Annotated in this window: 18 protein-coding genes and 1 tRNA gene; 14 read left to right on the plus strand and 5 right to left on the minus strand. The window is 29.2% G+C overall.

What is annotated here, in order from left to right:
* Genes OLM55_RS01900 through OLM55_RS01920 form a run of 5 tightly spaced genes read left to right on the plus strand, consistent with a single transcriptional unit; the run spans window position 1 to window position 4718 of the window.
* Window positions 1–276, plus strand: a complete 276-nt coding sequence (locus OLM55_RS01900; RefSeq protein ID WP_264559729.1) for a hypothetical protein — start codon at window positions 1–3, stop codon at window positions 274–276.
* Window positions 276–1391: a lipid-A-disaccharide synthase gene (gene lpxB / locus OLM55_RS01905; RefSeq protein WP_264559730.1), complete on the plus strand. Its 1116-nt coding sequence runs from the start codon at window positions 276–278 to the stop codon at window positions 1389–1391. The genes OLM55_RS01900 and lpxB overlap by 1 nt, the downstream gene beginning before the upstream one ends.
* Window positions 1392–1395: 4 nt before the next feature.
* Window positions 1396–2025, plus strand: coding sequence for a C40 family peptidase (locus OLM55_RS01910; protein ID WP_264559731.1), 630 nt, complete (start codon window positions 1396–1398; stop codon window positions 2023–2025).
* A 7-nt stretch (window positions 2026–2032) separates the two neighbouring features.
* Complete coding sequence (locus tag OLM55_RS01915; protein ID WP_264559732.1) at window positions 2033–2686, plus strand: C40 family peptidase; 654 nt, start codon at window positions 2033–2035, stop codon at window positions 2684–2686.
* A gap of 16 nt (window positions 2687–2702) precedes the next feature.
* Entirely contained in the window at window positions 2703–4718 is a 2016-nt protein-coding gene (locus OLM55_RS01920; RefSeq protein ID WP_264559733.1) for a ComEC/Rec2 family competence protein, read from the plus strand.
* 1 nt (window position 4719) lies between these two features.
* Here the strand turns inward: OLM55_RS01920 and OLM55_RS01925 are convergent, their stop codons facing one another.
* Genes OLM55_RS01925 through OLM55_RS01940 form a run of 4 tightly spaced genes read right to left on the minus strand, consistent with a single transcriptional unit; the run spans window position 4720 to window position 10792 of the window.
* The gene (locus OLM55_RS01925) at window positions 4720–5181 is read right to left on the minus strand and encodes a thioredoxin family protein (protein WP_264559734.1); all 462 of its coding nucleotides are present in this window, start codon (window positions 5179–5181) and stop codon (window positions 4720–4722) included.
* Window positions 5182–5236: 55 nt separating this feature from the next.
* Window positions 5237–7042, minus strand: coding sequence for a peptide MFS transporter (locus tag OLM55_RS01930; RefSeq protein WP_264559735.1), 1806 nt, complete (start codon window positions 7040–7042; stop codon window positions 5237–5239).
* A 32-nt stretch (window positions 7043–7074) separates the two neighbouring features.
* Window positions 7075–8619: a peptide MFS transporter gene (locus OLM55_RS01935; RefSeq protein ID WP_264559736.1), complete on the minus strand. Its 1545-nt coding sequence runs from the start codon at window positions 8617–8619 to the stop codon at window positions 7075–7077.
* Window position 8620: 1 nt separating this feature from the next.
* Entirely contained in the window at window positions 8621–10792 is a 2172-nt protein-coding gene (locus OLM55_RS01940; RefSeq protein WP_264559737.1) for a S9 family peptidase, read from the minus strand.
* Window positions 10793–10915: 123 nt separating this feature from the next.
* Here OLM55_RS01940 and OLM55_RS01945 point away from each other — a divergent pair, with 123 nt between their 5' ends.
* The 3 genes from OLM55_RS01945 (at window position 10916) to OLM55_RS01955 (ending at window position 17678) form a co-directional block, all read left to right on the plus strand.
* Window positions 10916–15154: a PAS domain S-box protein gene (locus OLM55_RS01945; protein WP_264559738.1), complete on the plus strand. Its 4239-nt coding sequence runs from the start codon at window positions 10916–10918 to the stop codon at window positions 15152–15154.
* Window positions 15155–15334: 180 nt separating this feature from the next.
* Window positions 15335–16651, plus strand: a complete 1317-nt coding sequence (locus OLM55_RS01950) for a hydroxymethylglutaryl-CoA reductase, degradative (protein ID WP_264559739.1) — start codon at window positions 15335–15337, stop codon at window positions 16649–16651.
* A gap of 112 nt (window positions 16652–16763) precedes the next feature.
* Window positions 16764–17678, plus strand: coding sequence for a GYDIA family GHMP kinase (locus OLM55_RS01955; protein ID WP_264559740.1), 915 nt, complete (start codon window positions 16764–16766; stop codon window positions 17676–17678).
* 62 nt (window positions 17679–17740) lie between these two features.
* Here the strand turns inward: OLM55_RS01955 and OLM55_RS01960 are convergent.
* Window positions 17741–17813: transfer RNA gene (locus OLM55_RS01960), tRNA-Phe, on the minus strand.
* Window positions 17814–17912: 99 nt separating this feature from the next.
* On the opposite strand from OLM55_RS01960, the gene OLM55_RS01965 reads away from it, so the two are divergent.
* Genes OLM55_RS01965 through OLM55_RS01990 form a run of 6 tightly spaced genes read left to right on the plus strand, consistent with a single transcriptional unit; the run spans window position 17913 to window position 23362 of the window.
* Entirely contained in the window at window positions 17913–18650 is a 738-nt protein-coding gene (locus OLM55_RS01965; RefSeq protein ID WP_264559741.1) for a type III pantothenate kinase, read from the plus strand.
* Window positions 18643–19908, plus strand: coding sequence for a hypothetical protein (locus OLM55_RS01970; protein ID WP_264559742.1), 1266 nt, complete (start codon window positions 18643–18645; stop codon window positions 19906–19908). The genes OLM55_RS01965 and OLM55_RS01970 overlap by 8 nt, the downstream gene beginning before the upstream one ends.
* A gap of 21 nt (window positions 19909–19929) precedes the next feature.
* Window positions 19930–21294 carry a tetratricopeptide repeat protein gene (locus tag OLM55_RS01975; RefSeq protein WP_264559743.1) on the plus strand — a complete coding sequence of 455 codons (1365 nt, stop codon included), beginning with the start codon at window positions 19930–19932 and terminating at the stop codon, window positions 21292–21294.
* A complete protein-coding gene (gene lptC / locus OLM55_RS01980; RefSeq protein WP_264559744.1) occupies window positions 21295–21852 on the plus strand; it encodes an LPS export ABC transporter periplasmic protein LptC in 558 nt (185 codons plus the stop codon). It abuts the gene before it with no gap.
* A 53-nt stretch (window positions 21853–21905) separates the two neighbouring features.
* Window positions 21906–22094, plus strand: coding sequence for a hypothetical protein (locus OLM55_RS01985; protein ID WP_264559745.1), 189 nt, complete (start codon window positions 21906–21908; stop codon window positions 22092–22094).
* Complete coding sequence (locus OLM55_RS01990) at window positions 22094–23362, plus strand: hemolysin family protein (RefSeq protein ID WP_264559746.1); 1269 nt, start codon at window positions 22094–22096, stop codon at window positions 23360–23362. Before OLM55_RS01985 ends, OLM55_RS01990 begins: the two co-directional genes overlap by 1 nt.
* Window positions 23363–23388: the final 26 nt, after the last annotated feature.

A 23388-nucleotide genomic window follows, 5' to 3' on the forward strand; every position in this document is an offset into this window, starting at 1 on the left:
ATGAAGAATAAGAAAGATTTAATCATTGGAATTTTATTAGGAATTATAGGAGCAATTGTAGGTTGTTTTATATTTCTAGAGTTTTTTACAAATTTTGGCTTTATAGATGGAGTAACTGAAATGAAAAAACGAGGAATATTGAATAAAGTAATCACACTTGGTGCCATTTTAAACCTTATCATCTTTTTTATTTTATTGCAAAAAAATAAAGATGTTATGGCAAAAGGGGTTGTTTTGGCTATGTTTATAATCACAATTGTAACTTTGGTAATGTAATGAAATACTACATCATAGCAGGAGAAGCATCGGGCGATTTACATGGCGCCAACTTAATGAAAAAATTGTATGAAGAAGATCCAAATGCTGAAATACACTTTTGGGGCGGCGATTTAATGCAAAATGTTGGCGGCACTTTGGTAAAACACTATCGTGATCTTGCATTTATGGGTTTTCTTGAAGTTATTTTGAACTTAAAAACCATTTTAAACAACATAAAATTTTGCAAAAAAGACATTGAAGAATTCAATCCTGATTGTATTATTTTTATTGACTATCCTGGTTTTAACATGCGAATTGCTACTTGGGCCAAAGAAAGAAAAATCCCAACACATTATTATATTTCGCCACAAATTTGGGCTTGGAAAGAAAATAGAATTAAAGCCATAAAACGCGATGTCGATTTTATGTATGTTATTCTTCCTTTTGAAAAAGATTTTTATGAAGGAAAACACAACTTCCCAGTTACATTTGTTGGCCATCCTTTAATTGATGCCATTGAAGATAGAAAAGACATATCTATTGAAGCATTCAGAAAAGAACATAACTTAAGCGAAAAACCAATTGTAGCATTGTTGCCAGGAAGCAGAAAACAAGAAATTGCAAAAATGCTTTCTATCATGTTATCTGTAGTTTCAGATTTCCCCGAATATCAATTTGTAATCGCTGGAGCTCCAAGTCAGGATTTTGAATTTTACAAACCTTTTTTAAACAAAAAAAATATTAAATTTATATCGAACAAAACCTACGACTTATTAAGTGTTTCGCATGCTGCGTTAGTTACGTCAGGAACGGCAACCTTAGAAACTGCTTTATTTAAAGTGCCAGAAGTAGTTTGCTATAAAGGAAGTTGGGTTTCATATCAAATTGCAAAACGAATAATTACTTTAAAGTATATTTCTTTAGTCAACTTAATTATGGACAAGGAAGTAGTTAAAGAATTAATTCAAGATGAATTGAACACTAAGAACTTAAAACTTGAATTAAACAAAATAATTGAAGGTAAAGAAAGAGAACAAATGATTGAAAATTATCAATTATTAGAAACTAAACTTGGTGGTTCTGGCGCAAGTGCTAAAACAGCACACTTAATTGTTAGTTCACTAAAAAAATAGTATTATGAAAAATAATTATTTCATTTACATTTTATTTTTGTTTACAACTATTTTACAAGCACAAAATAGCATAAACAACTTTGAAATCACCGATATTTATGATGGTGAAATGGAATTTATTCTTAATAAAAACTTCAAAGACAGCTTACAAAAAAATCGAACTAGTGTTTCAGCTTTTTTTAAAAAAAAGAAAAAACAACTCAAAAAAATTGAGTTTGAAAATTTTGTTGAAGATGTTGACATGTTCTTAGTTAGAAACAAAATTATAGATTCTGCAAAAATATATATTGGAACACCTTATAAATATGGCGGAATGAGCTTAAATGGTATCGATTGTTCTGCTCTAATTTTTAGAGCATTTCAAAAAAACAATCATGAATTACCACGAACTTCTTCTGCTCAAAGTAAATTAGGTAAAAAAATAAAGAAGAATAAGGCTGAAATAGGCGATTTAATTTTCTTTAAAACTTCAAGAAGAAATGTAATTTCTCATGTAGGAATTGTTGTTGAAAATAAAAATGGATCTATTAAATTCATACACGCATCTTCAAGCAGAGGCGTAACTATTTCATCACTAGATAATGAAACGTATTTCAAGAAAAAATTTGCTAAAATAAAACGCATCATCGGATAAATAAATTATGAAAAAAACATTATTACTTTTTTTATTAGCGCTCTTTTTTGTTAGTTGTAAATCCAAATCTAATATTGTTACTTCAAAAAAAGTAGCCTTAGAAAAGGGAATTTACGAATACGACAAAGATAAAAGTATCGTTATTGCTAAAAAGGCAGCTGAAAAAAAAGCTAAAAAAGAACAAAAAGAAAAAGACAAACAAAATGCAATAATTATTAAAGCTGAAAAAAAGAAAAAAGATGCTTTGGTAAAAAAAGAAGAACAAAAAGAAAGAAATCCGCAAAGAGCAAGTGTTGTTGAAAGCGCCAAAGAATTTTTAGGGACTCCTTATAGATATGGTGGAACCACTACAAACGGATTTGATTGTTCTGGATTAACTTGTATTTCTTACAAAGAAATTGAAATAGAATTACCAAGAACATCAATAGCACAATCTGAGGAAGGAAGAAAAGTTAAAAAAGCAAAAGCAAAACCTGGCGATTTGATTTTCTTTAAAACCAGCAGAAGAAACGTCATTAATCACGTTGGAATTATTACTGAAAATACTGACGGTGAAATTAAATTTATTCATGCATCAACAAGTAGTGGAGTTGTAATTTCTTCGTTATTAGAATCTTATTACGAAAAAGCATTTGCAAAAATTAAAAGAATAATTGAATAATTTTTAAATATAAAACTTGAAGCCGATAAAATTTCCTATAATTCCTATCGTTATATTTTTAGCATTAGGAATTGTTTTTGGTTCTTTTTTTAAGTTCAAATTTTCAATTATATCAATTACTACTTCAATTTTATTTTTAGTCTTTAGCCTTTTATTTTTCAAAAAAAACAAAAAAGGCACTGTTTTTTATTTTGGTTTAATTACTTATTTATTGGCTTTTCAAATTGGAATTGCACTTCAGTATTTTCATCATGAAAAAAATCATAAAAATCACTACACCAAATTCATTACAAACAACGAAAAAGTTTTCTTAGAAGGAACAATTAAAAATAGTACCAAACCGTCTAAAACAAAAAACAAATACATTGTTGAAATAAACAAAATAAACAACAACTTAGTAAGCGGAAAAACGCTTATTTACATTCCAAAAGAAGATAAGATTAAATTAAAACCTGGAACTCAAATTTCGGTTGTAACCAATTTATACCCTATAAAAGACAACTTAAATCCGTATCAATTTAATTATGCAAAGTATATTGAAAAGCAAAATATATTTCATCAAATTTATACTTCTGCAAACGATATAAAAACTGGTAATCAAGAAAAAAGTTTTGATTACTATGTGTTTGAAATTAGAGAAAATCTGATAAATAGTTTTAAAACTCATCAATTTAATCAAAAAACGGAAGGCATAATTAACGCGTTATTATTTGGACAACGCATTTTACTCGATCAAGAAACCATTCAATCCTACTCAAATGCTGGTGTAATTCATATTTTAGCTATTTCCGGACTACATGTAGGAATTATATACTTGATTCTTGGTTTTTTATTTAAGCCGCTAAATCGCCTTAAAAACGGAAGAATCATCAACTTAATTTTAGTTCTTGGAGCACTTTGGTTTTTTGCGTTTTTATCTGGATTATCTCCATCTGTAACTAGAGCCGTTTTAATGTTTTCAATACTTGCTATTGGAAAACATTTTAACCAACAAGCATCAACCTTAAATACAATAGCGGTTTCTGCATTAATTTTACTTTGTTACAACCCAAATTACATTTTTGATGTTGGATTTCAAATGAGTTATGCTGCAGTAATTTCTATTGTGCTTTTAAATCCTTTTTTTAATTTTTTCTATTTTTCAAAAAATAAAATTTTAAACTATTTTACAGGAATTATATTAGTATCATTAGCAGCACAAATTGGTGTTTCACCTTTAAGTATTTATTATTTTAATCAGTTTCCAGTTTTATTTTTATTCGCCAATATTATCGTTATTCCGTTAACATTTGCCATATTATCATTAGGAATAGTGACGTTGTTTTTTAATTTTATTTCAGCTACAATAGCTTCGTTTTTTGGAGTTATACTTTCAAAAACAATTGAAGTTATGAATCAATATATTGCTTGGATTTCGCAATTTGAATCATTTGTAATTAAAAATATATCTTTTTCATTATCACTTTGCATTATTTCTTATTTATTGATTTTCACTTTCATTTATTTGGCTTATCATCCAAAAGCAAAAAATTTGAAATACACATTACTAACATTATTTATATTTCAAATTGCTTTTATATTAACAAAATATAATGAAAATAACACTGAAGAATTGATTGTTTTTGGAAGTAAAAACAGTTTAATTACGATTAAACAAAAAGATAAAATCTCGGCTTTTACTAATAGTCCCGAAGAAAATACTGAAAGTATATCGCAATACAAAAGAAATACTTTTTCTGAAGATGTTTCTGTTCTTCCGTTAGAAAATGTTCTCTTATTTAAAAACACTAAAGTATTAATAGTAGATAGTTTAGCTACGTATAAAATATCTCAAAAACCAGATGTTATTGTGCTTACACAAGGTACAAGAGTTAATCTTGAGAGACTTATTAAAATTAATACTCCAAAAATTATTATTGCAGACAATAGCAATTCAAAATATAAAGTTGAAAACTGGAGAGCAACTTGTTTAAAAGAAAAAATCCCTTTTCATAGCACGTATGAAAAGGGACTTTATATTATTAGAAAGTAAATTATTTAAAAATAATTTTATTTGCTTCTACTAACCATTTTTCAGGACCACCAGCAACATAACCAGTACTTCCTTGACCAACAAGGTTTATCTTCCCATCTTTTTTCTCTGGGTTCACAAACCAAATTGTAGGATATCCTCTTACTTGAAACATGTTTTGCAATTCAAAATTTTGCTTCTTAATCGCTTCATCTTGTGGAGTTCTTCTTGGGAAATCTAATTCAACAAGAATTACATTATCCTTAGCCCATTTAGCAAAATCATCTGTTTTTAAAACTTCTTTTTGTAAACGAATGCACCATCCGCACCAGTCAGAACCTGTAAAAAACAATAATAATGGTTTTTTTTCTTTTATTGATAATTCTGAAGCTTTAGCCATATCGGTATGCCAAGTTAAATTTTCTTGAGCATTTACTACAAATGAACTAACTACAAATAAAAGTGTAAAAAATATCTTTTTCATAATTTATATAATTTATTAAACAAAATTAGGCAATAAAGGTGCCAAACTTTGTTTGTTATCTAACACCGTGCATTAATTTTTTGATAACTGGTGTCATTAATATTGAGAAAGCAGCCATAACAAGAGAAACAATTGTAAGCATCCAGAAGAATGAACTTAAACCTGATTCGTTTGCAATTGCATCAATTTTTTCTCCAAACATACCTGCTCCTTTCATACCAATTGCAACTGCTAAGTACCAAACACCAAACATAAATGCAATCATTCGAGCTGGAACTAATTTACTTACATAAGACAATCCAACTGGTGAGATACATAATTCTCCCATTGTATGGAAAAGATAGACTAAAATTAACCAAATCATACTTACAGAAGCTGTTTTTGCACCTGGCTCAATACCTGTTGCTCCAATAGCTACACAAGCCATACCAAGAGCTAACAATCCCATTCCGATTCCATATTTCATATTTGCAGAAGGATTGTATTTACTTTCCCACCATTTAGAAAACAATGGCGCTAATGATATAATAAATAAAGAGTTTAATGTAGAGAACCATGTTGCAGGAACCTCAGTAATTGCAGTTGTAACCTTTTCGATTTTCAACATTTCTAAAGTACTATCAGATAAAGATAAATATCCTGCAGTATAAAAATCTTTCATAAGCATCCAAATTGCAATACCCCAAATAATTACAAAACTCATTGATAAAATAATATTTGCAACAGCGTAATTTTTAAATGTTTGTTTAAATAATAAATACAATACCCAAGTAATAATTGCTAAAGGAACAATTGTAATTAATGAATTCATAATTAAGAAAAAAGTACTCCAATTTCCTTCTAAAACTCTATCAGTATAATCACTTGCAAAAATAGTTAACGAGTTAGGCGATTGCTCGAAAATAGCCCAAAAGAAAATCGTTAAGAATGCGAAAAAAGTTACAGCGATTAATTTCTCTCTTGTTATTTGAGAATACTTCATTAAACGAGTCACTAACAAATAAATGAATAAAATTAAAGCTGTAGAAATTGCAATTGTATTTCCGTTTTCCCCTAAGAAACCAAAAATATTAACTTTTCCACCTGAAATTTTAGATGCTGGATCATTAATAATCCATAATAAACCTAAAGTTGAACAAACAGCAATAATACCTAACTCTAGTTTAGTAAACGGATTTCTAGTATCTGTATCAGCTGCTTCTGATTTTGCTTTACTTTCAGCAGTTGGTTTTAAACCAATATCACCAAAAATATTTTGTGATAACCAAAACTGTAGCATTCCGAAGAACATAAAAATTCCAGCTAATCCAAATCCGTAACTCCATCCCACTTTTTCACCTAAATAACCACAAAGTAATATTCCGAAGAAAGCACCAGCATTTACACCCATGTAAAATAATGTATACGCACCATCTTTTTTCTCTGGCCTGTCTTTATACATTTCAGAAATAATAGAAGTCATATTAGGTTTGAAAAATCCATTTCCAAAAACTAATAATATAAGTCCTAAATAAATTGAAAATTCAGTTTCGATAGCCATAGAAGCGTGCCCTAATGTCATTAATACGGCTCCTACCACAACCGCCCATCTAAAACCGATGATTTTATCGGCAAAGTATCCACCTAACATTGTAGATAAATATACTAAACCAACATACGAACCAAAAAGTGCAGATGCATTTTCTCTAGTCCATTCCCAACCACCGTCTACAAAAGAAGAAGTTAAAAATAATATTAATAATGAACGCATTCCGTAGAATGAAAAACGTTCCCACATTTCTGTAAAGAACAACACAAATAACCCAGAAGGATGTCCTAGAACTGTGCTTTTAAAAAATTGATCAGTTGAATTTTGACTCATAAGTTAATTATTATAGTTTTATATTGGTTTTTTTAGTTGTTTAACTCTTTATCTACTCCGTGCATTAATTTTTTAATGATAGGCGAAAGTACTAAAAGTAGTGCTCCAAACCCAATTCCTGTATAGAATAAATACTCAAATAATTTTAAATAACTCTGTTTTGCAATGTTTAAATCTGGCGCTAATCCGTTTGAAGTATCTACCGAGGCAATATTAGCCAATACAGAAGCAATAAATTCTGAACTTGCAGTTGCTAAGAACCAAACTCCCATCATAAACCCGACAATTTTAACTGGCGATAATTTAGTTACTGCTGAAAGACCAACTGGTGATAAACTTAATTCACCACAAGTGTGTAAAAAATAAGCTAATATTAACCAAATAGCCGCAACTTTTCCAGCTCCAGAAACATTTATTCCCATTACTAACGCTCCAAAACCTAACCCAACTAAAGCAAGTGCTAAAGCAAACTTAACAGCGGTATTTGGATTGTATTTTCCTAATTTTACCCATAACCAAGCAAAAACTGGAGCTAATAAAATAATGAATAAAGCATTGAAACTTAAAAATTGTCCTGCTGATAATTCAATTCCAAAAATATGTCTATCTAAAATTCTATCTGCAAATAAATTCATAGAAGTATACGCTTGTTCAAATAAAGCCCAAAATACAATTGTGAAAACAATTAATATTGTTAAAGCAATTAATTGCTCACGTGCTTTACCATCTAACTGTGTCATTGCATAGTAAACTATATATAAGAATGAAACGCCACCTGCAACTTGTAATGCCAATGAAACCGCATCGTGGTTTTGTACCATTTGCCAAAACAATAATGCTGAAAGTGTACTACCAATATAAATCAACCATTCATTTTTAAGACCAAATGATTTTTTCTCTAAAAATTCAGGAGCATTAGATTCTCCTTTACCCATTAACAATTTTTTTCCAGAAATAAATGTCAACAATCCAAAAAACATTCCAACACCTGCAGCTCCAAAACCGTAGCTCCAACCATACGTTTCTCCTAACCAAACACAAATAAGTGTTGCTAAGAACGATCCAAGATTAATTCCCATATAGAATAATGTGAATCCAGAATCACGACGCTTATCACCTACTTCATACAATTCTCCTACTAATGACGAAATATTGGCTTTTAAAAATCCAACACCTACTATAATTAATGAAAGTGAAAAATAAAAAACTTGTAAAGCCAAATTATCTCGGGTAATCTCTCCAGTTATAGATTCTGTAGCTGCATTACCTTCATAAGCCATTCCTAAATGCCCTAAAACCAGCATAATTCCTCCAAAAACAATTGCTTTTCTAAATCCTAAATATTTATCGGCAATAAATCCACCAATAACCGGAACAGCATATACTAATGCTGCATAACTACCAATTAATAAGTTCCCTGAATCATCTGAAAACAAATGATATTTTGTAAGATAAAATATTAATAAAGCTTTCATTCCGTAGAATGAAAATCGCTCCCACATTTCTGTAAAGAACAATATAAATAATGCTCTTGGATGTCCGAAAAACGTTTTCTCTTCAATATTCATATTGCTCATATTATAATTTTTCTATGATGAAATTAGTCATTTTTGTATATAATTGAAGGCGTGTTTTACCGCCATAAATTCCGTGGTTTTTATCCGGATAAATAGCCCAATCAAATTGTTTATTTGCTTGCACCAAAGCTTCAATCATTTTCATTGTATTTTGAACATGTACATTGTCATCGGCTGTACCGTGAATTAAAAGATAGTTCCCTTTTAACTTATCTACATGATTAATTGGCGAATTTTCATCGTAACCGCTAGCGTTTTCTTGTGGCGTACGCATGTATCTTTCGGTATAAATGCTGTCATAATATCTCCAGCTTGTTACTGGCGCTACAGCAATGGCAGTTTTAAAGACATCGTTTCCTTTTAAGATACAGTTACTCGACATAAAGCCTCCGTAAGACCAACCCCAAATACCAATTCTAGAAGCATCTACAAACTCATAACCCGCAATAACTTTTGCCGCATCAATTTGATCTTCAACTTCATATTTACCTAATTCTTTATACGTACATTTTTTAAAGTCGGCACCTTTAAAACCAGTTCCTCTTCCGTCAACACAAATTACAATATAGTCTTTTTGTGCTAACATATAATACCAATAGTCGTTTGAACTATTCCATTGATTTGCAACCGACTGCGAACCCGGTCCTGAATATTGATACATTAAAACCGGATATTTTTTCTTAGTATCAAAATCAGTTGGTTTAATGATCCAAGCATTTAATTTATTTCCTTTTTCTGTAATTAAAGGGAAAAACTCTTTTGGTGTAATATTGTATGCTGCTAGTTTGTTTTCTAAACTTTCGTTTGAAACAATCTTTTTTACTTCATTTCCTAAAATTGACTCATTTAATGTATAAGTTGGTGCTTTTGTAACACTTGAAAATGAGTTAATAAAATAATCAAAATTAGGACTAAAAGTAGCGTCATTAGTTCCTGTTTGTTTTGTTAATCGTTTTTTATTTTTCCCTTTTAAGTCAATTGAATAAACATCTCTATTAATCGAACCATTTTCAACAGATTGATAAAAAACTTTATTAGATTTTGCATCGTAACCATAATAAGCAGTTACTTCCCAATCACCTTTAGTAATTTGATTTTTTAATTTTCCATTTTTATCGTAGTGATAAATATGATTAAATCCGTCTTTTTCAGATGTCCAAATAAAACTATTATCAGCTAGAAAAGTAAGGTTATCTGTAACATCAACATAAGCCGCATCTTGTTCTTTTAAAACAATATTTGAAACACCATTTGTTGCATTTATAAAATGCAAATTCAATAAATTTTGATGTCTATTTAAAATTTGAGCACTTAATGTATTACTATCGTTTGTCCATTTAATTCTTGGAATATAAAAATCAGTATAATTTCCTAGATTGATATCTGCTTTTTTATTTGTTTTTAAATCATAAATATGCAAAGAAACTAATGCGTTTTTTTCACCAGCTTTAGGATATTTAAAAACTTCTTGTGTAGGATACAAACCTTGGTTGTACATATCCATAGAGAATTCTGGAACATCCTTTTCGTTGAAACGAATAAAAGCAATTTTATCACCAGTTGAGTTCCATTCATAAGCTTTTACAAAAGCAAATTCTTCTTCGTAAACCCAGTCTGTAATACCATTAATAACTTCATTTTTCTTACCGTCAGAAGTAATTTGAACGGTAACATTTGAAATTAAATCCAATACATATAAATTGTTTTCATAAGCATAAGCAATTTTGGTTCCATCTGTAGAAAAAGAAGGTTCTTGAATTGCTTTATCGGTCACTAAACTCAATTTTTTAGAATTTATATCGTAAATATGATAGGTTGCCGTAAAAGAATGTCTAAATATTGGAGATGAATTTGAAGCAATTAACAATTTATTTTCTGCCTTATTGAAAGTATAAGAATCAATTCCGTTAAGTTCTGAATGATTTTTTGTATCAATTAAAGTAGAAACTTTATTTAAAGTTGCAAAATCATACAAATCAATTTGCATTGATCTTGAAGTTCTATCGTAATTTAAAACCGTATACTGATTTGTATTCGTCATAGAATGAAGCTCATCCATTCCTTCTGTTCTAAATTTTCCTGTCCAAATTTCTTCAAGTGAAATTTTTTGCTGAGCATTTATTGAAAATACATTTAAGAAAACAACAATTGCAACAATACTAAGTTTTTTCATTTTATAGTTTTTAACCCCCAATTTTAGTGAAAATTTATGAATTTAGCACAATTTTTATTCTTAAAATATTAAAGTAGTCCTTTTTTTATTTAACTTTAAAGTTCTTATATCTTATGTAAATACATGAATGAAATTACAATATATTATAATAGCTCATTACACATTATTTTTCAAAACTATTTAAATCAAAGAGTTAAGCTCGTTACCGATAATGGTTTTTTAAATAGTTATGTCTTCATTTATATTGGATTAATTGCAGCACTTTTTTTATTGTTTTATTTGTTTCAAAAAAAATCGTCAAAATTTAATGTTAATACATTAAAGAACTTATTTGAATATCATACCGAAAGTGAGCACAGATACTATTTTTTATATCTAGGAATAATTTTTCCTGTCACAGAGATATTTTATATTATTGTTGATTCTCATCAATTATCGGATTTAAAAAATAGCTTATTCATAGGTCTATATTGTCTTTTAGCCTATTCTGTTACATCTTTAAAAAGCATACAAAAACATACCTCTACCATTTTTTTATTAAGCTATGTAACTTATTTTTGTTGTACATTATATCAAATTGTTTTTTATGAAATAACGTTTATTTTATTTTCTGAATTTCTGTTATTATTATTCTTTTCATTTAATATCTTTAAACGTTTTGCTATTTACCTTTCATTTATAATAGCTACTTTTTTACTTCTCTTTTATCTTTTATCATACAAATCTTCAGACAAGGAAATAATCCTCGCTCTTATAAATGCTTGTTTTATAATATTAATAATAAACTTTGCAAGGCGAATAAATATTATAAAATCAAATGAAAAACTACTTTTTACCAATGAAATTATAAACAACACAAATTCAATAATTATAGCTGCTGATAAAACAGGAAAACTTGTCTATTGTAATGATTCTATTGAAAAGATATTAGGCTATACTTCTAAAGAAGTTTTAGGAATGGAGTTTTGGAAATTAACCGAAGACATTGAATTTAAACAAGTAGATTACAATACCATTTTCAAACCTAATACGGTTTATACCCGTGTTTTAAAAACAAAAAAAGGAGATTACAAAACCATTCAATGGAGTGATTTTAAATACACGAACAACTTGTTTGTATCTAATGGCCAAGACATTACTCATTTACTAAATTTAGAAAAGAAATATAGCTCATTAATTCAAAGTGCTAGAGATATAATTTATGAAATTGATGATAAAGGGTATGTAACTTATGCAAACAATTTTACTATTGAGCATTTAGGATATACATTTGAAGAAATTTTAGGAAATCATTTTACATTTTTGATAAAAAAAGAATACTTAACAACTGTTGTCGATTTTTATAAAGAAATTAGTCCTAATTCAATTGACTTTGATGTACTAGAGTTTCCTATTTTAAAGAAAGATGGAAGCGAAATTTGGGTTTCTCAAAAAGTAACTATTAAAAGAGATGAAAAAAATAAAATCGTTGGATATTCATCTATTGTTAGAGATATCACTCAAACTAAAAAAATTGAACAAGAAGAACATGAAAAAACAGAACGCGCAACATACCTAAATTCAATTTCAAACAAGCTTTCAACATTAAACTTCCTTACTTTTAAAAACCTAGAATCGCTAATTCAACATATTACTAAAGAAGCAGCAATAGGCTTAAACATTAATAGGGTTTGTTTATGGGAAAACAAAAACAACCAAATGTTGTTATACAACTGTTATTCTCTCAATAATAACGAAAATCATTCTGGGATTATTTTAAACAAGAAAGATTACCCGTTTTTTTTAAAAAGTGTAGAGAATGAACCTATAATAGTTGCTTCAAATGTTAAAAAAAACAAACTATATAATGAATTTAATTCTGATTATTTTATAAGTCAAAATATAAAATCAATTATTAATGTACCTATTCATAGTTCAGGTAAATTAATTGGAATATGTTGCTTTGAAGCCACGGATAACATAAAAGAATGGTCGCACGAAGATATTAACTTCGCCAAAACAGTTACAGAGATAATTGCACTAGCAATAGAAACCATAAAAAGAAAAGAAGCTGAAGATCAAATTATTTATAAAAACCAAATTTTAACTGCGATTGCAAAAGTAACTTCAAATTTAATTCGCAAAAAAGATCCAAATCAAATTTTTGACCAATCATTAAGTTTAATTGCAAAAGCGGTTAATGCAAATAGACTTTACTTTTTTGAAAACAACACCAATACAAATCTAATGAACCAAAGATTCGTTTGGACTTCAAACCCTGATTTATATAACTTTAACAATCAAAAACTTATAGACATATCTCATGAAACCTACCCACATTTTATGAGCAAATTGCTAAACAAGAAAGTATATAAAAAGATTGTTCATGAAATTAAAGAAGAAAAATTAAAAGAAGTATTACAAGAACAAAAAATTAAATCAATTTTGATTATTCCACTTTTCTATCAAAATATTTTTCTAGGCTTTATAGGCTTTGATGATTGTGAGAATGAAAGAAACTGGAGAGATGAAGAAATAAATATTTTAGAAACCTTAGCTCATAATATCTCAACTACAATAATTAGAATAAAAAACGAAAAAGCAATAGAAGAAAGTGAAGAGAAGTTTAAATTACTAGCAAATAATATTCCGGCTGGTGTTTATTTAGTAAAATTTGACGAAGAACGATCAAAAGTATATTTAAACGATGAAATTGAGAAACTAACAGGCTATAGTAAATCTGACTTTTTTGAAAATAAAATTAAACTTTTCGATTTATATCACCCTGAAGACAAACAAAAAGCTTTAGTAGAAATTTCAAATGCTGTAAAAAACAAAGAATCATTTGTAATTACTTGTCGATTGATACGAAAAGACAAAAGTATTGTTTGGGTAGAAGAACACGGTGAAGCAATTTTAATTGATGGAAATGTTGAATATATTGAAGGGGTTATTCTTGATATTACCGAAAGAAAAGAAACAGAAAAAGCAATTCTTGAAAAAGAATTAGCAATAACTTCAAATAAAGCAAAAACAGAGTTTTTAGCCAATATGAGTCATGAAATTAGAACTCCTTTAAATGGAATTATTGGCTTTAGCAAATTATTACAAAACACTAATGTAGATGACATTCAAAAACAATATTTAGCAACTGTTAACCAATCTGCAGAAACACTTTTAAATGTAGTAAATGATATTTTAGATATCTCAAAAATAGAAGCTGGTAAACTAACACTCGAAAATTCAAAAACCAATTTAAATTTTATCGTTAATGATTCTATAGACATGATGAAATACGCAGCTCATCAAAAAAATTTAGCTCTAATTGTAAACATAGACAAAGATGTAGATTGCGCAATTTGGACAGATGAAATAAGATTAAAACAAATCCTCCAAAACCTAATAAGTAACGCCATAAAATTTACACTTAATGGCGAAATAGAAATAAAAGTAACTTCCAAAAAAATTACCGATACAACTTCAAAATACTTCTTTAGTGTAAGAGATACCGGAATTGGAATTAAAAATGAAAATAAAGAATTAATTTTAGAAGCATTCTCCCAAGAAGATACTTCTACAACAAGAAATTTTGGAGGAACAGGCTTAGGACTTTCCATAACTAATAGTTTACTTAAAATGATGAATAGTAAACTTATAATAGAAAGTGAGGTTAAAAAAGGAAGTGTTTTTAGCTTTGAAGTTGTATTAAAAAGCGAATCTTGTAAAAAACATTTCAATCTACTCAATAACAACTTTAAAAAGGCAGTCATAATTGATAATAATAAACTTTTAGGGAAAATTATTTCAAATATGTTAAATGGCTTTAGCATAAACAATGTACATGAAGTCAATTTCTCTAAAAAATTAATTAACTCAAATTCAGAATTTGATTTAATATTAATAGATTATGAATTTTTATCTAAAGAAAATTTCAATGAAGTTCTAGATGCCGCAAAATCTAACCCAAAGGCAACCTATTTAATTATGCAAAATTCAACTTCCGATTTTAACAACTTTAATATCTCAAAAAACATATTTTCGCTTATTAAACCTTTAAAAGCAAATGTCTTACAAAATATTTTAAACAAAATAAATAATCCAAATCAAAACGTGGAAAAAGTAATTACAGAACAGCAAACAGCAAACAAATCTAAAATTAATTTATTAATTGTCGAAGACAACAAAATAAACATGTTGCTTACTAAAACGCTTATTTCTAAAAAGTTCCCAAATATTCATATAACAGAAGCGACAAACGGACTCGAAGCTTTAGAAATGTTTAGTAAACTAAAACACGAAGTAATCTTAATGGACATACAAATGCCGGTTATGAATGGCTATGAAGCTACTAAAAAAATAAAAAAGAAAAAACTTCTACTATAATAATAGCTTTAACTGCAGGAATTATTACTGGAGAAAAAGAAAAATGTATGGACATTGGTATGAATGATTTTATTATAAAACCGATAGACAAAGTACAATTTGAGAACACTTTATTAAAATGGATAAATACCATTAAAAAATAATCCGTTTTATATCTTTGCATATCAATTATCAATAAACATGAATCAAAATATAAAAGGCTTTTCTAAGCTTTCCAAACAAGAAAAAATCGAATGGATTTCAAACACTTATTTTAGTAATCCTGCCAAAGCAACTGAAACTGTTAAACAATATTGGAATTCAAATGAAGATTTACAAAAACTTCATGATGAATTTATCGAAAATACTTTAACCAACTTTTATTTACCATACGGAGTTGCGCCAAATTTTGTCATCAACGGAAAAAATTACACTATTCCTATGGCAATCGAAGAAAGTTCAGTGGTAGCAGCAGCTTCAAAAGCAGCTAAATTTTGGGAACAAAGAGGCGGATTTAAAGCAACCGTAATCAATACCGAAAAAATTGGTCAAGTGCATTTTTTATTCAAAGGTTCATTTGAAAAACTGCAGAATTTCTTTTCAGTTATAAAACCAAAATTCTTTTCTGATACTGAAAATTTCACCAAAAACATGCAAAAACGTGGCGGTGGAATTTTAGATATTGAATTAAGAGACAAAACATCTGATATTGAAAATTATTTCCAACTTCACGCTACTTTTAACACAAAAGACAGCATGGGAGCTAACTTCATCAATACCTGTTTGGAGCAATTCGCCAAAACATTAGAAAACGAAGCAAGAGAATATAATAACTTTAATGAAGAAGAAAAAAACATTCAAGTTATCATGAGCATCTTGAGTAATTATGTGCCAAATTGCATTGTAAGAGCCGAAGTTTCTTGCCCAATAGACCAATTAAGTGATGATCCTTCAATCGACTCAAAAGAGTTTGCCGAAAAGTTCGTTAACGCTATTAAAATTGCCGAAATTGAACCGTATAGAGCCGTAACGCACAACAAAGGAATTATGAACGGAATTGACGCTGTTATTGTAGCAACCGGAAACGATTTTAGAGCAGTTGCAGCCGGAGTTCACGCTTACGCAAGCAGAAACGGAAGTTATTCAAGCTTATCACATGCAAAAATAGAAAATGACGTTTTCACCTTTTGGATAGATATTCCACTTGCTATTGGAACCATTGGCGGGTTAACCACTTTGCATCCATTAGTTAAATTTTCTTTAGAAATGTTAGGCAAACCAAGCGCAGAAGAGTTAATGAAAATTGTTGCCGTTACAGGTTTAGCACAAAACTTCGCTGCTGTTCGTTCTTTAACTACAACAGGAATTCAACAAGGACACATGAAAATGCACATCATGAATATTTTAAATCAACACCAAGCAACAAAAGAAGAAAAAGCAAAAGTGTTAGATTATTTTAAAAACAACACCATTTCTCATAGTTTAGTGGTTGATTATTTAGAACAATTAAGAAAGTAATAAGAAGCTATTCCCGCTTTTCGCTATATCTGTCATTGCGAGGCACGAAGCAATCTCATCAAAACCACACAATGACAGGATGCCGCTACAATCGGGGCTAAAAACACAAAAATTGAAACAAACCTATTACAGCAACGGAAAATTATTACTCACTGGCGAATATGTAGTCCTTAATGGTGCGAAAGCATTAGCAGTTCCTACAAAGTTTGGGCAAAGTTTAACTATCGAAAAAGGAAGCAACAATCTTATCCAATGGAAAAGCTTTGATTCAGACCACACCATTTGGTTCGAAGACACAATTCGTTTTGATGAAATTATTTCGAAAACAAAATCAGATGCTTTTTCCGATGTAAAAACAAAACTAATTGCTATTTTACATCAAGCTTATATTCAAAATCCTACATTCATTTCAAAAGCTAAAGGATATATCATAGAAACCAAACTTACCTTTCCTCGCCTTTGGGGCTTAGGAACATCTTCTACACTATTAAACAACATTGCACAATGGTTAAATATTGATGCTTTTGAATTATTGCAAAAAAGCTTTGGCGGAAGCGGTTATGATATTGCTTGCGCGCAAACCAACGAACCTATAATTTATACTTTAGAGAACGGCAAACCTCATTTTGAAACGGTTAATTTCAACCCAACATTCAAAGAAAACATACATTTTGTTTACCTGAACAAAAAACAAAGCAGCAGCAACGCCATTAGCAATTATATAAGCAAACAACATAAAGTTGACAAAATAATTACTAAAATAAACACTATAACCGAAGAAACTTTACTGGTTAATGAAGGAAGAGATTTTGCTCTTCTTATGGAAAAACACCAAGCTATAATGAACGATGTACTTGAAATGTTAACCGTAAAAGAACAGCTTTTTCACGATTTTAAAGGAGTTGTAAAAAGTCTTGGCGCTTGGGGCGGCGATTTTGTAATGGTGCTTTCTAAAAACGACCCTACTGATTATTTTAGAACAAAAGGCTACACTACGATTTTAACTTATGATGATATGGTGTTCTAATGTACACATGTTATAAGTGTTAAAAACAAAAAACCCGAATATTTCTATTCGGGTTTATAAAGTGGTACCTCCAGGGATCGAACCAGGGACACACGGATTTTCAGTCCGTTGCTCTACCATCTGAGCTAAGGTACCTTCCTTATTGCGAGTGCAAATATAGAACCATTTTTATATTATCCAAAACAATTTTTAAAAAAAATCAATTTGTATATTTGCTTTTCAAATTACAAGATAATGTTATTAGCAATAGATATTGGAAATTCATATATTAAATGTGCTGTTTTTGAACAAAATACACTTTTAAACAAGTTTATTTTTAAACAAGATGAAGCACAAAAAAATTTTAAAAAAATTTTAAAAAAATATGAGAAAGTTTCAAATGGAGTCATTTCTTCTGTGGCTAACCTAGATGAAAACACTATTTCTTATCTAAAAAAAAATATCAATTTACTTGAAATCTCAAATAAAACTCCTTTCCCGTTTTCAAACAATTACAAAACAAAAGAAACTTTAGGCATTGACAGACTAGTTTTAAGTGCCGGAGCCGTTTTAAGCTTTAAAAATCAAAACCGACTTATAATTGATGCCGGAACATGCATTACATATGATTATGTAGATTCAAATAATGTGTATCAAGGAGGGGCAATTTCACCAGGTTTATCGCTTAGATATAATAGTTTGAATACTTATACAGCAAAATTACCGTTATTAGAAAATAAAGAAATTGATTTTTTAATTGGAAAAAGCACTTCAGAATCTATTTATTCTGGAGTAATTAATGGTGTTATAAATGAAATTGATGGCTTTATAACTCAATATAAAGAACTAAATAAAGATTTAACAATAATTTTAACAGGTGGAGACGCAGTTTTTTTGGCTAAAAGTTTAAAAAACACCATATTTGCGAATTCAAATTTCTTATTGGAAAGTTTGAACAATTTATACACCTATTGTAACAATAAAAATGACTAAAAAAATAATCGTTATTATCGGCTTATTAACATCGTTTATAGGCTTCGCGCAAGAAAACACTTCTTCACCTTATTCATTTTATGGTCTTGGAGATGTTAAATTTAGAGGTACTGAAGACGCTAAAGCAATGGGTGGCTTAAGTTTCGCTGGAGACAGTATAAGTCTTAACTTATTAAACCCTGCATCATATTCTAACTTAAGACTTACAACTTTTGGAGTTGGAGGAACATCAACATTTAGTAAATTAAGTAATACTGAATCTGAAGAAAATGCTAAAAGAACAACTTTAGACTATATATCTGTAGGTGTACCTATGGGAAAATTTGGAGCAGCTTTTGGGCTTATGCCATATAGTTCAATTGGTTACAAAATAAGTAGCAGTATAACTGAATCAGACGATGCCGAAAGAAACAACACCTTTAAAGGAATTGGAAACATCAACAGATTATTCATAGGAACAGCTTATTCGTTTAACGAGAACATTAGTGTTGGAGCAGACATACATTATAATTTTGGAAGTATTGAAAACATTGCTATAGAATCAATAAGTAATGTACAATATGGAACAAGAGAAAAAAACACTTCAACAATAAGTGGAATATCAGTAAGTTTTGGAGCTTTATATAATAAAAAAATAACTGAAAAGTTAAAATTATATTCAAGTATAACTTATAATCCTGAAGTAAAACTAAATTCTGCCAACGAAAGAAATATTGCCACAGTAACTTACAGTTCAATTACAGGAACCGAATATGTAATCAATCCTAGAGACATTGAAGTTCCTGATTCTAAATTAGTAATCCCTTCTAAACTTTCGATCGGAGCCGGTATAGGTGAGACAAACAAATGGCTTATTGGAACAGAAATTACCTTCCAAAACAGTAGTAATCAAAACAATAGATTTACTGATTTCACATCTACATCTGTATCGTCTAGCTACGAAAATTCTCAAAAATATATCATTGGTGGATATTATATCCCAAAATTCGACTCTTACTCAAACTATTTTAACAAAATAGTATATAGGGCTGGTTTTAGATATGAAAAAACAGGATTAATAATACAAAATGAAAGTATAAACGATTATGGCATGAATTTTGGACTAGGACTACCTATAGGTTATTCAAAAATCAACATAGGTGTTGAATTTGGTAAAAAAGGAACTACTTCAAACGGCTTAATAGAAGAAAATTACTTTAACTTAAGTATTGGTTTGTCATTAAGTGATAAGTGGTTTAGAAAAAGAAAAATAGATTAATAAATTTTGAACAGATTAAAGATGAAAACGAAATTAACATTATTATTTGCTATAGCAACTGGTTTTTTTGCACAAGCTCAAAGCCCAGAAGTTTGTACAGAAACTTTAAGCTTAATGGCTTCTTCTGCAAAAGCTAAAGATCCATCTGCTTACGAATACTTAAACACTTTAAGAAAAGACTGCCCTTCTTTTCATAATGGAATATATACTTATGGTGAATTTGTTATTAACCAAGCTATAGATAAAGCAGCAACTCCTGCTGACAAGGAAAAATATGTTCGTGATTTAATTAAATTATATGATGAACACGACAAAAATTTTCCAAATAATGGCGCAGGAAATGGAATGAAAAAAGCAATGGCTTTGTTCGAAAACAATATTGGAACAAAAGATGAAGCATACAAGTTATTAGATAATGCCTTTAAAACAGATATTGCAAATTTTGATTCACCTAAAGCTTTATATACTTATTTTGAATTATTTGTAAACGACTATGAAGCAAATACTAAAGGAATTACTTTACAACAAGTTTTTGATAAATACGATGATATTTCTGAAAAGTTAACGGAAGAAGAAAAAGAGCTATCTGACGCTAAAGATATTTTATTAGCTAAAGAAGAAGCTGGAGAAGTATTAGACAGTAGAGAAGAAAGAGCTAAAAATAAATATGAAATTAATTTAGAAGCTTTTTCAACTGTTATGGGAAGTATGGATTCTAAAATTGTTGAATTATCTACTTGTGAAAAACTTATTCCTTTCTACCAAAAAGGTTTTGAGGAAAATAAAAACAACGAACTTTGGCTAAAGAGAGCTGCCGACAGATTAGAAGCTAAAGAGTGCGATGGAGATCCACTTTTCTCTAAAATATCTGAAGCACTTTACAAACTAAACCCAAGTGCAGACGCTGCGTATAAGTTAGGAATTGTTGAATTACAAAGAAAAAACACTTCAAAAGCTGTTGACTATTTTAACAAAGCTGCAGAAATGTTTACTGACAATTCTAAAAAAGCATTTGTTTATTATCGTATGGCAACAATGTATAGCAAATCTAACAAATCTCAATCAAGAGCTTATGCTAGAAAAGCTTTAGCTGTAAAACCTTCTTATGGTAAAGCATATTTATTAATTGCTCAATTATATGGAAGCAGCATTAACGACTGCGGAAGCAATCCTTTTGAAAAAAGAGCAATGTACTGGCTAGCGGCTGATGAAGCAGACAAAGCCGGAAAAGCAGACAGTTCTTTAAAAGGAACTGCATCAAAATTAGCTGCTAGTTATAGAGCTGCTGCACCATCAAGAACTGAGATTTTCGAATCTGGTAAAGCAGGGCAAAGAATAGCATTTAATTGCTGGGTTGGCGGAAGCATAACTGTACCAAAACTATAAATGAAAAAATCATTTAAAAATATATTTAAAACCATAGTCACGATACCTATCGCGACTATGTGTTTTTCATGTGAAACCAGTTTAAAAGACGTACAAAAATTTAATCAATCTTCTTTTATACCTGCAGGTGAAGCAGAAGATTTTGTCGCAAAGTACACCGATTCAGGAAAAATAAAGTCTATTTTAGTCAGTAAAAAAATGTTAGATTACAGTAACATTAAAAACGCTTTTACTGAATTTCCAAATGGAATAACTGTTACCATGTTTGATGACAATGGTAAAACAACTACAATTGTTGCAGATTACGCAATATCATATAAAAAAACAGACATAATAGATCTTCAAGGTAATGTGGTCATCAACTCGCACGATGGCAAAAAACTAGAAACGAGTCAACTTTACTTTGACCAAAAAAACGAATGGTTTTTTACCGAAAAAATATTTAAATACACCGATGAAGCTGGAGGATTTCTTCAAGGCCCTGGTGTAGACTTTAGCAAAGACTTTAAAGTGTTTAACATGCAAAAAAGCAGTGGAGAAGTAAACAACTTAAATTAATTGTCTTATTCCTTATATTTATATTTTCATTACTTTTGCTAAAACAATAAATCATGAAGTATCTTAAATTCATTCAATACGCATATTTGGTATGTGGCTTCTTATTTCTTTATAAAGCATATGAAGAATACACAAATGAAAAAAATCCAATTCTTTATTTAGCATTTGGAGCAGCAGCTATTGGAATGTTTTTCTTTAGAAGGAACTTCCATAATAAATACCAAAACAGAAACAACAAATAATGGAGATAGCTATTATTGTTATTTGCTTATTACTTTCTGCTTTTTTTTCAGGAATGGAAATTGCTTATGTTTCTTCAAACAAAGTATTTTTATCAATTGAAAAAAAACAAAATAATTTTAACTCAAAAATTCTTTCAAAACTTACCGAAAAACCATCACAATTCATAACCTCCATGCTTATTGGCAACAATGTTGTTTTGGTAATTTATGGTATTTATTCGGGAGATTTACTTATGAATTGGATTGAGTCTTTAAGTTATACATTTTCACCTTTCATAAGTCTCTTACTTCAAACCATATTATCTACAATCATTATTTTAATGACTGCAGAGTTTTTACCTAAAGTATTTTTTCAAATTTACGCCAACTCTTTCATTAAATTATTTGCAGTACCAGCTTACTTATTTTACATTTTATTTTTTTGGATCACAAAGTTTGTTTTATGGATTTCAGATTTTATTCTAAAGAAATTTTTTAAAACAGAAGGCGATCAAATACAGGATTACTTTAGTAAAGTAGAACTAGGCAATTATATAAACGAGCAAATGAGTAGCGTTTCTGATGATGATGAAATAGATTCGGAAATACAAATGTTTCAAAATGCACTTGAATTTTCAGAATTGAAAGCAAGAGACATTATGACGCCTAGAACTGAAATATCAGCAGTAGATGTTCTAGACTCTGTTGAAGAATTAAAAGAATTATTTGTAAAAACAGGTTATTCAAAAATTTTAGTGTATCAAAATTCAGTTGATGATATTTTGGGTTACGTTCATTCATTTGAGTTATTCAAAAAACCAAAAACAATTAAATCAGTAATGATTTCTATTGAATTTGTTCCTGAGACAATTCTAATTAAAGATTTATTAGATATTTTAACAAAGAAAAGGAAAAGTGTTGCTGTTATTTTAGATGAGTATGGTGGAACATCCGGAATTATAACAGTTGAAGATATTATTGAAGAACTTTTTGGCGAAATTGAAGACGAACATGATTTAGAAGAAGAGTTAATAGATGAAATTATCGAAGAAAATACTTATTTATTTTCAGGAAGGTTAGATGTTGAATTTATTAATCAAAAATACAACTTAAACATACCTGAATCTGATTCATACATTACTCTTGGAGGCTTTATAGTTAATAACACGAAAGAAATACCACAAAACAAAGAAAAAATCAAAATCGACAATTTCGAAATAACGATTCATTCCGCTTCAAATAAAAAGATAGAATTAGTCCGACTTTCAATCTTGGATGAGAAACAGTAAAAAACTTTAAAAAAATAACTGAAAAT

It is taken from the genome of Flavobacterium sp. N2270 (genome assembly GCF_025947225.1).
Classification (GTDB): Bacteria; Bacteroidota; Bacteroidia; order Flavobacteriales; family Flavobacteriaceae; genus Flavobacterium.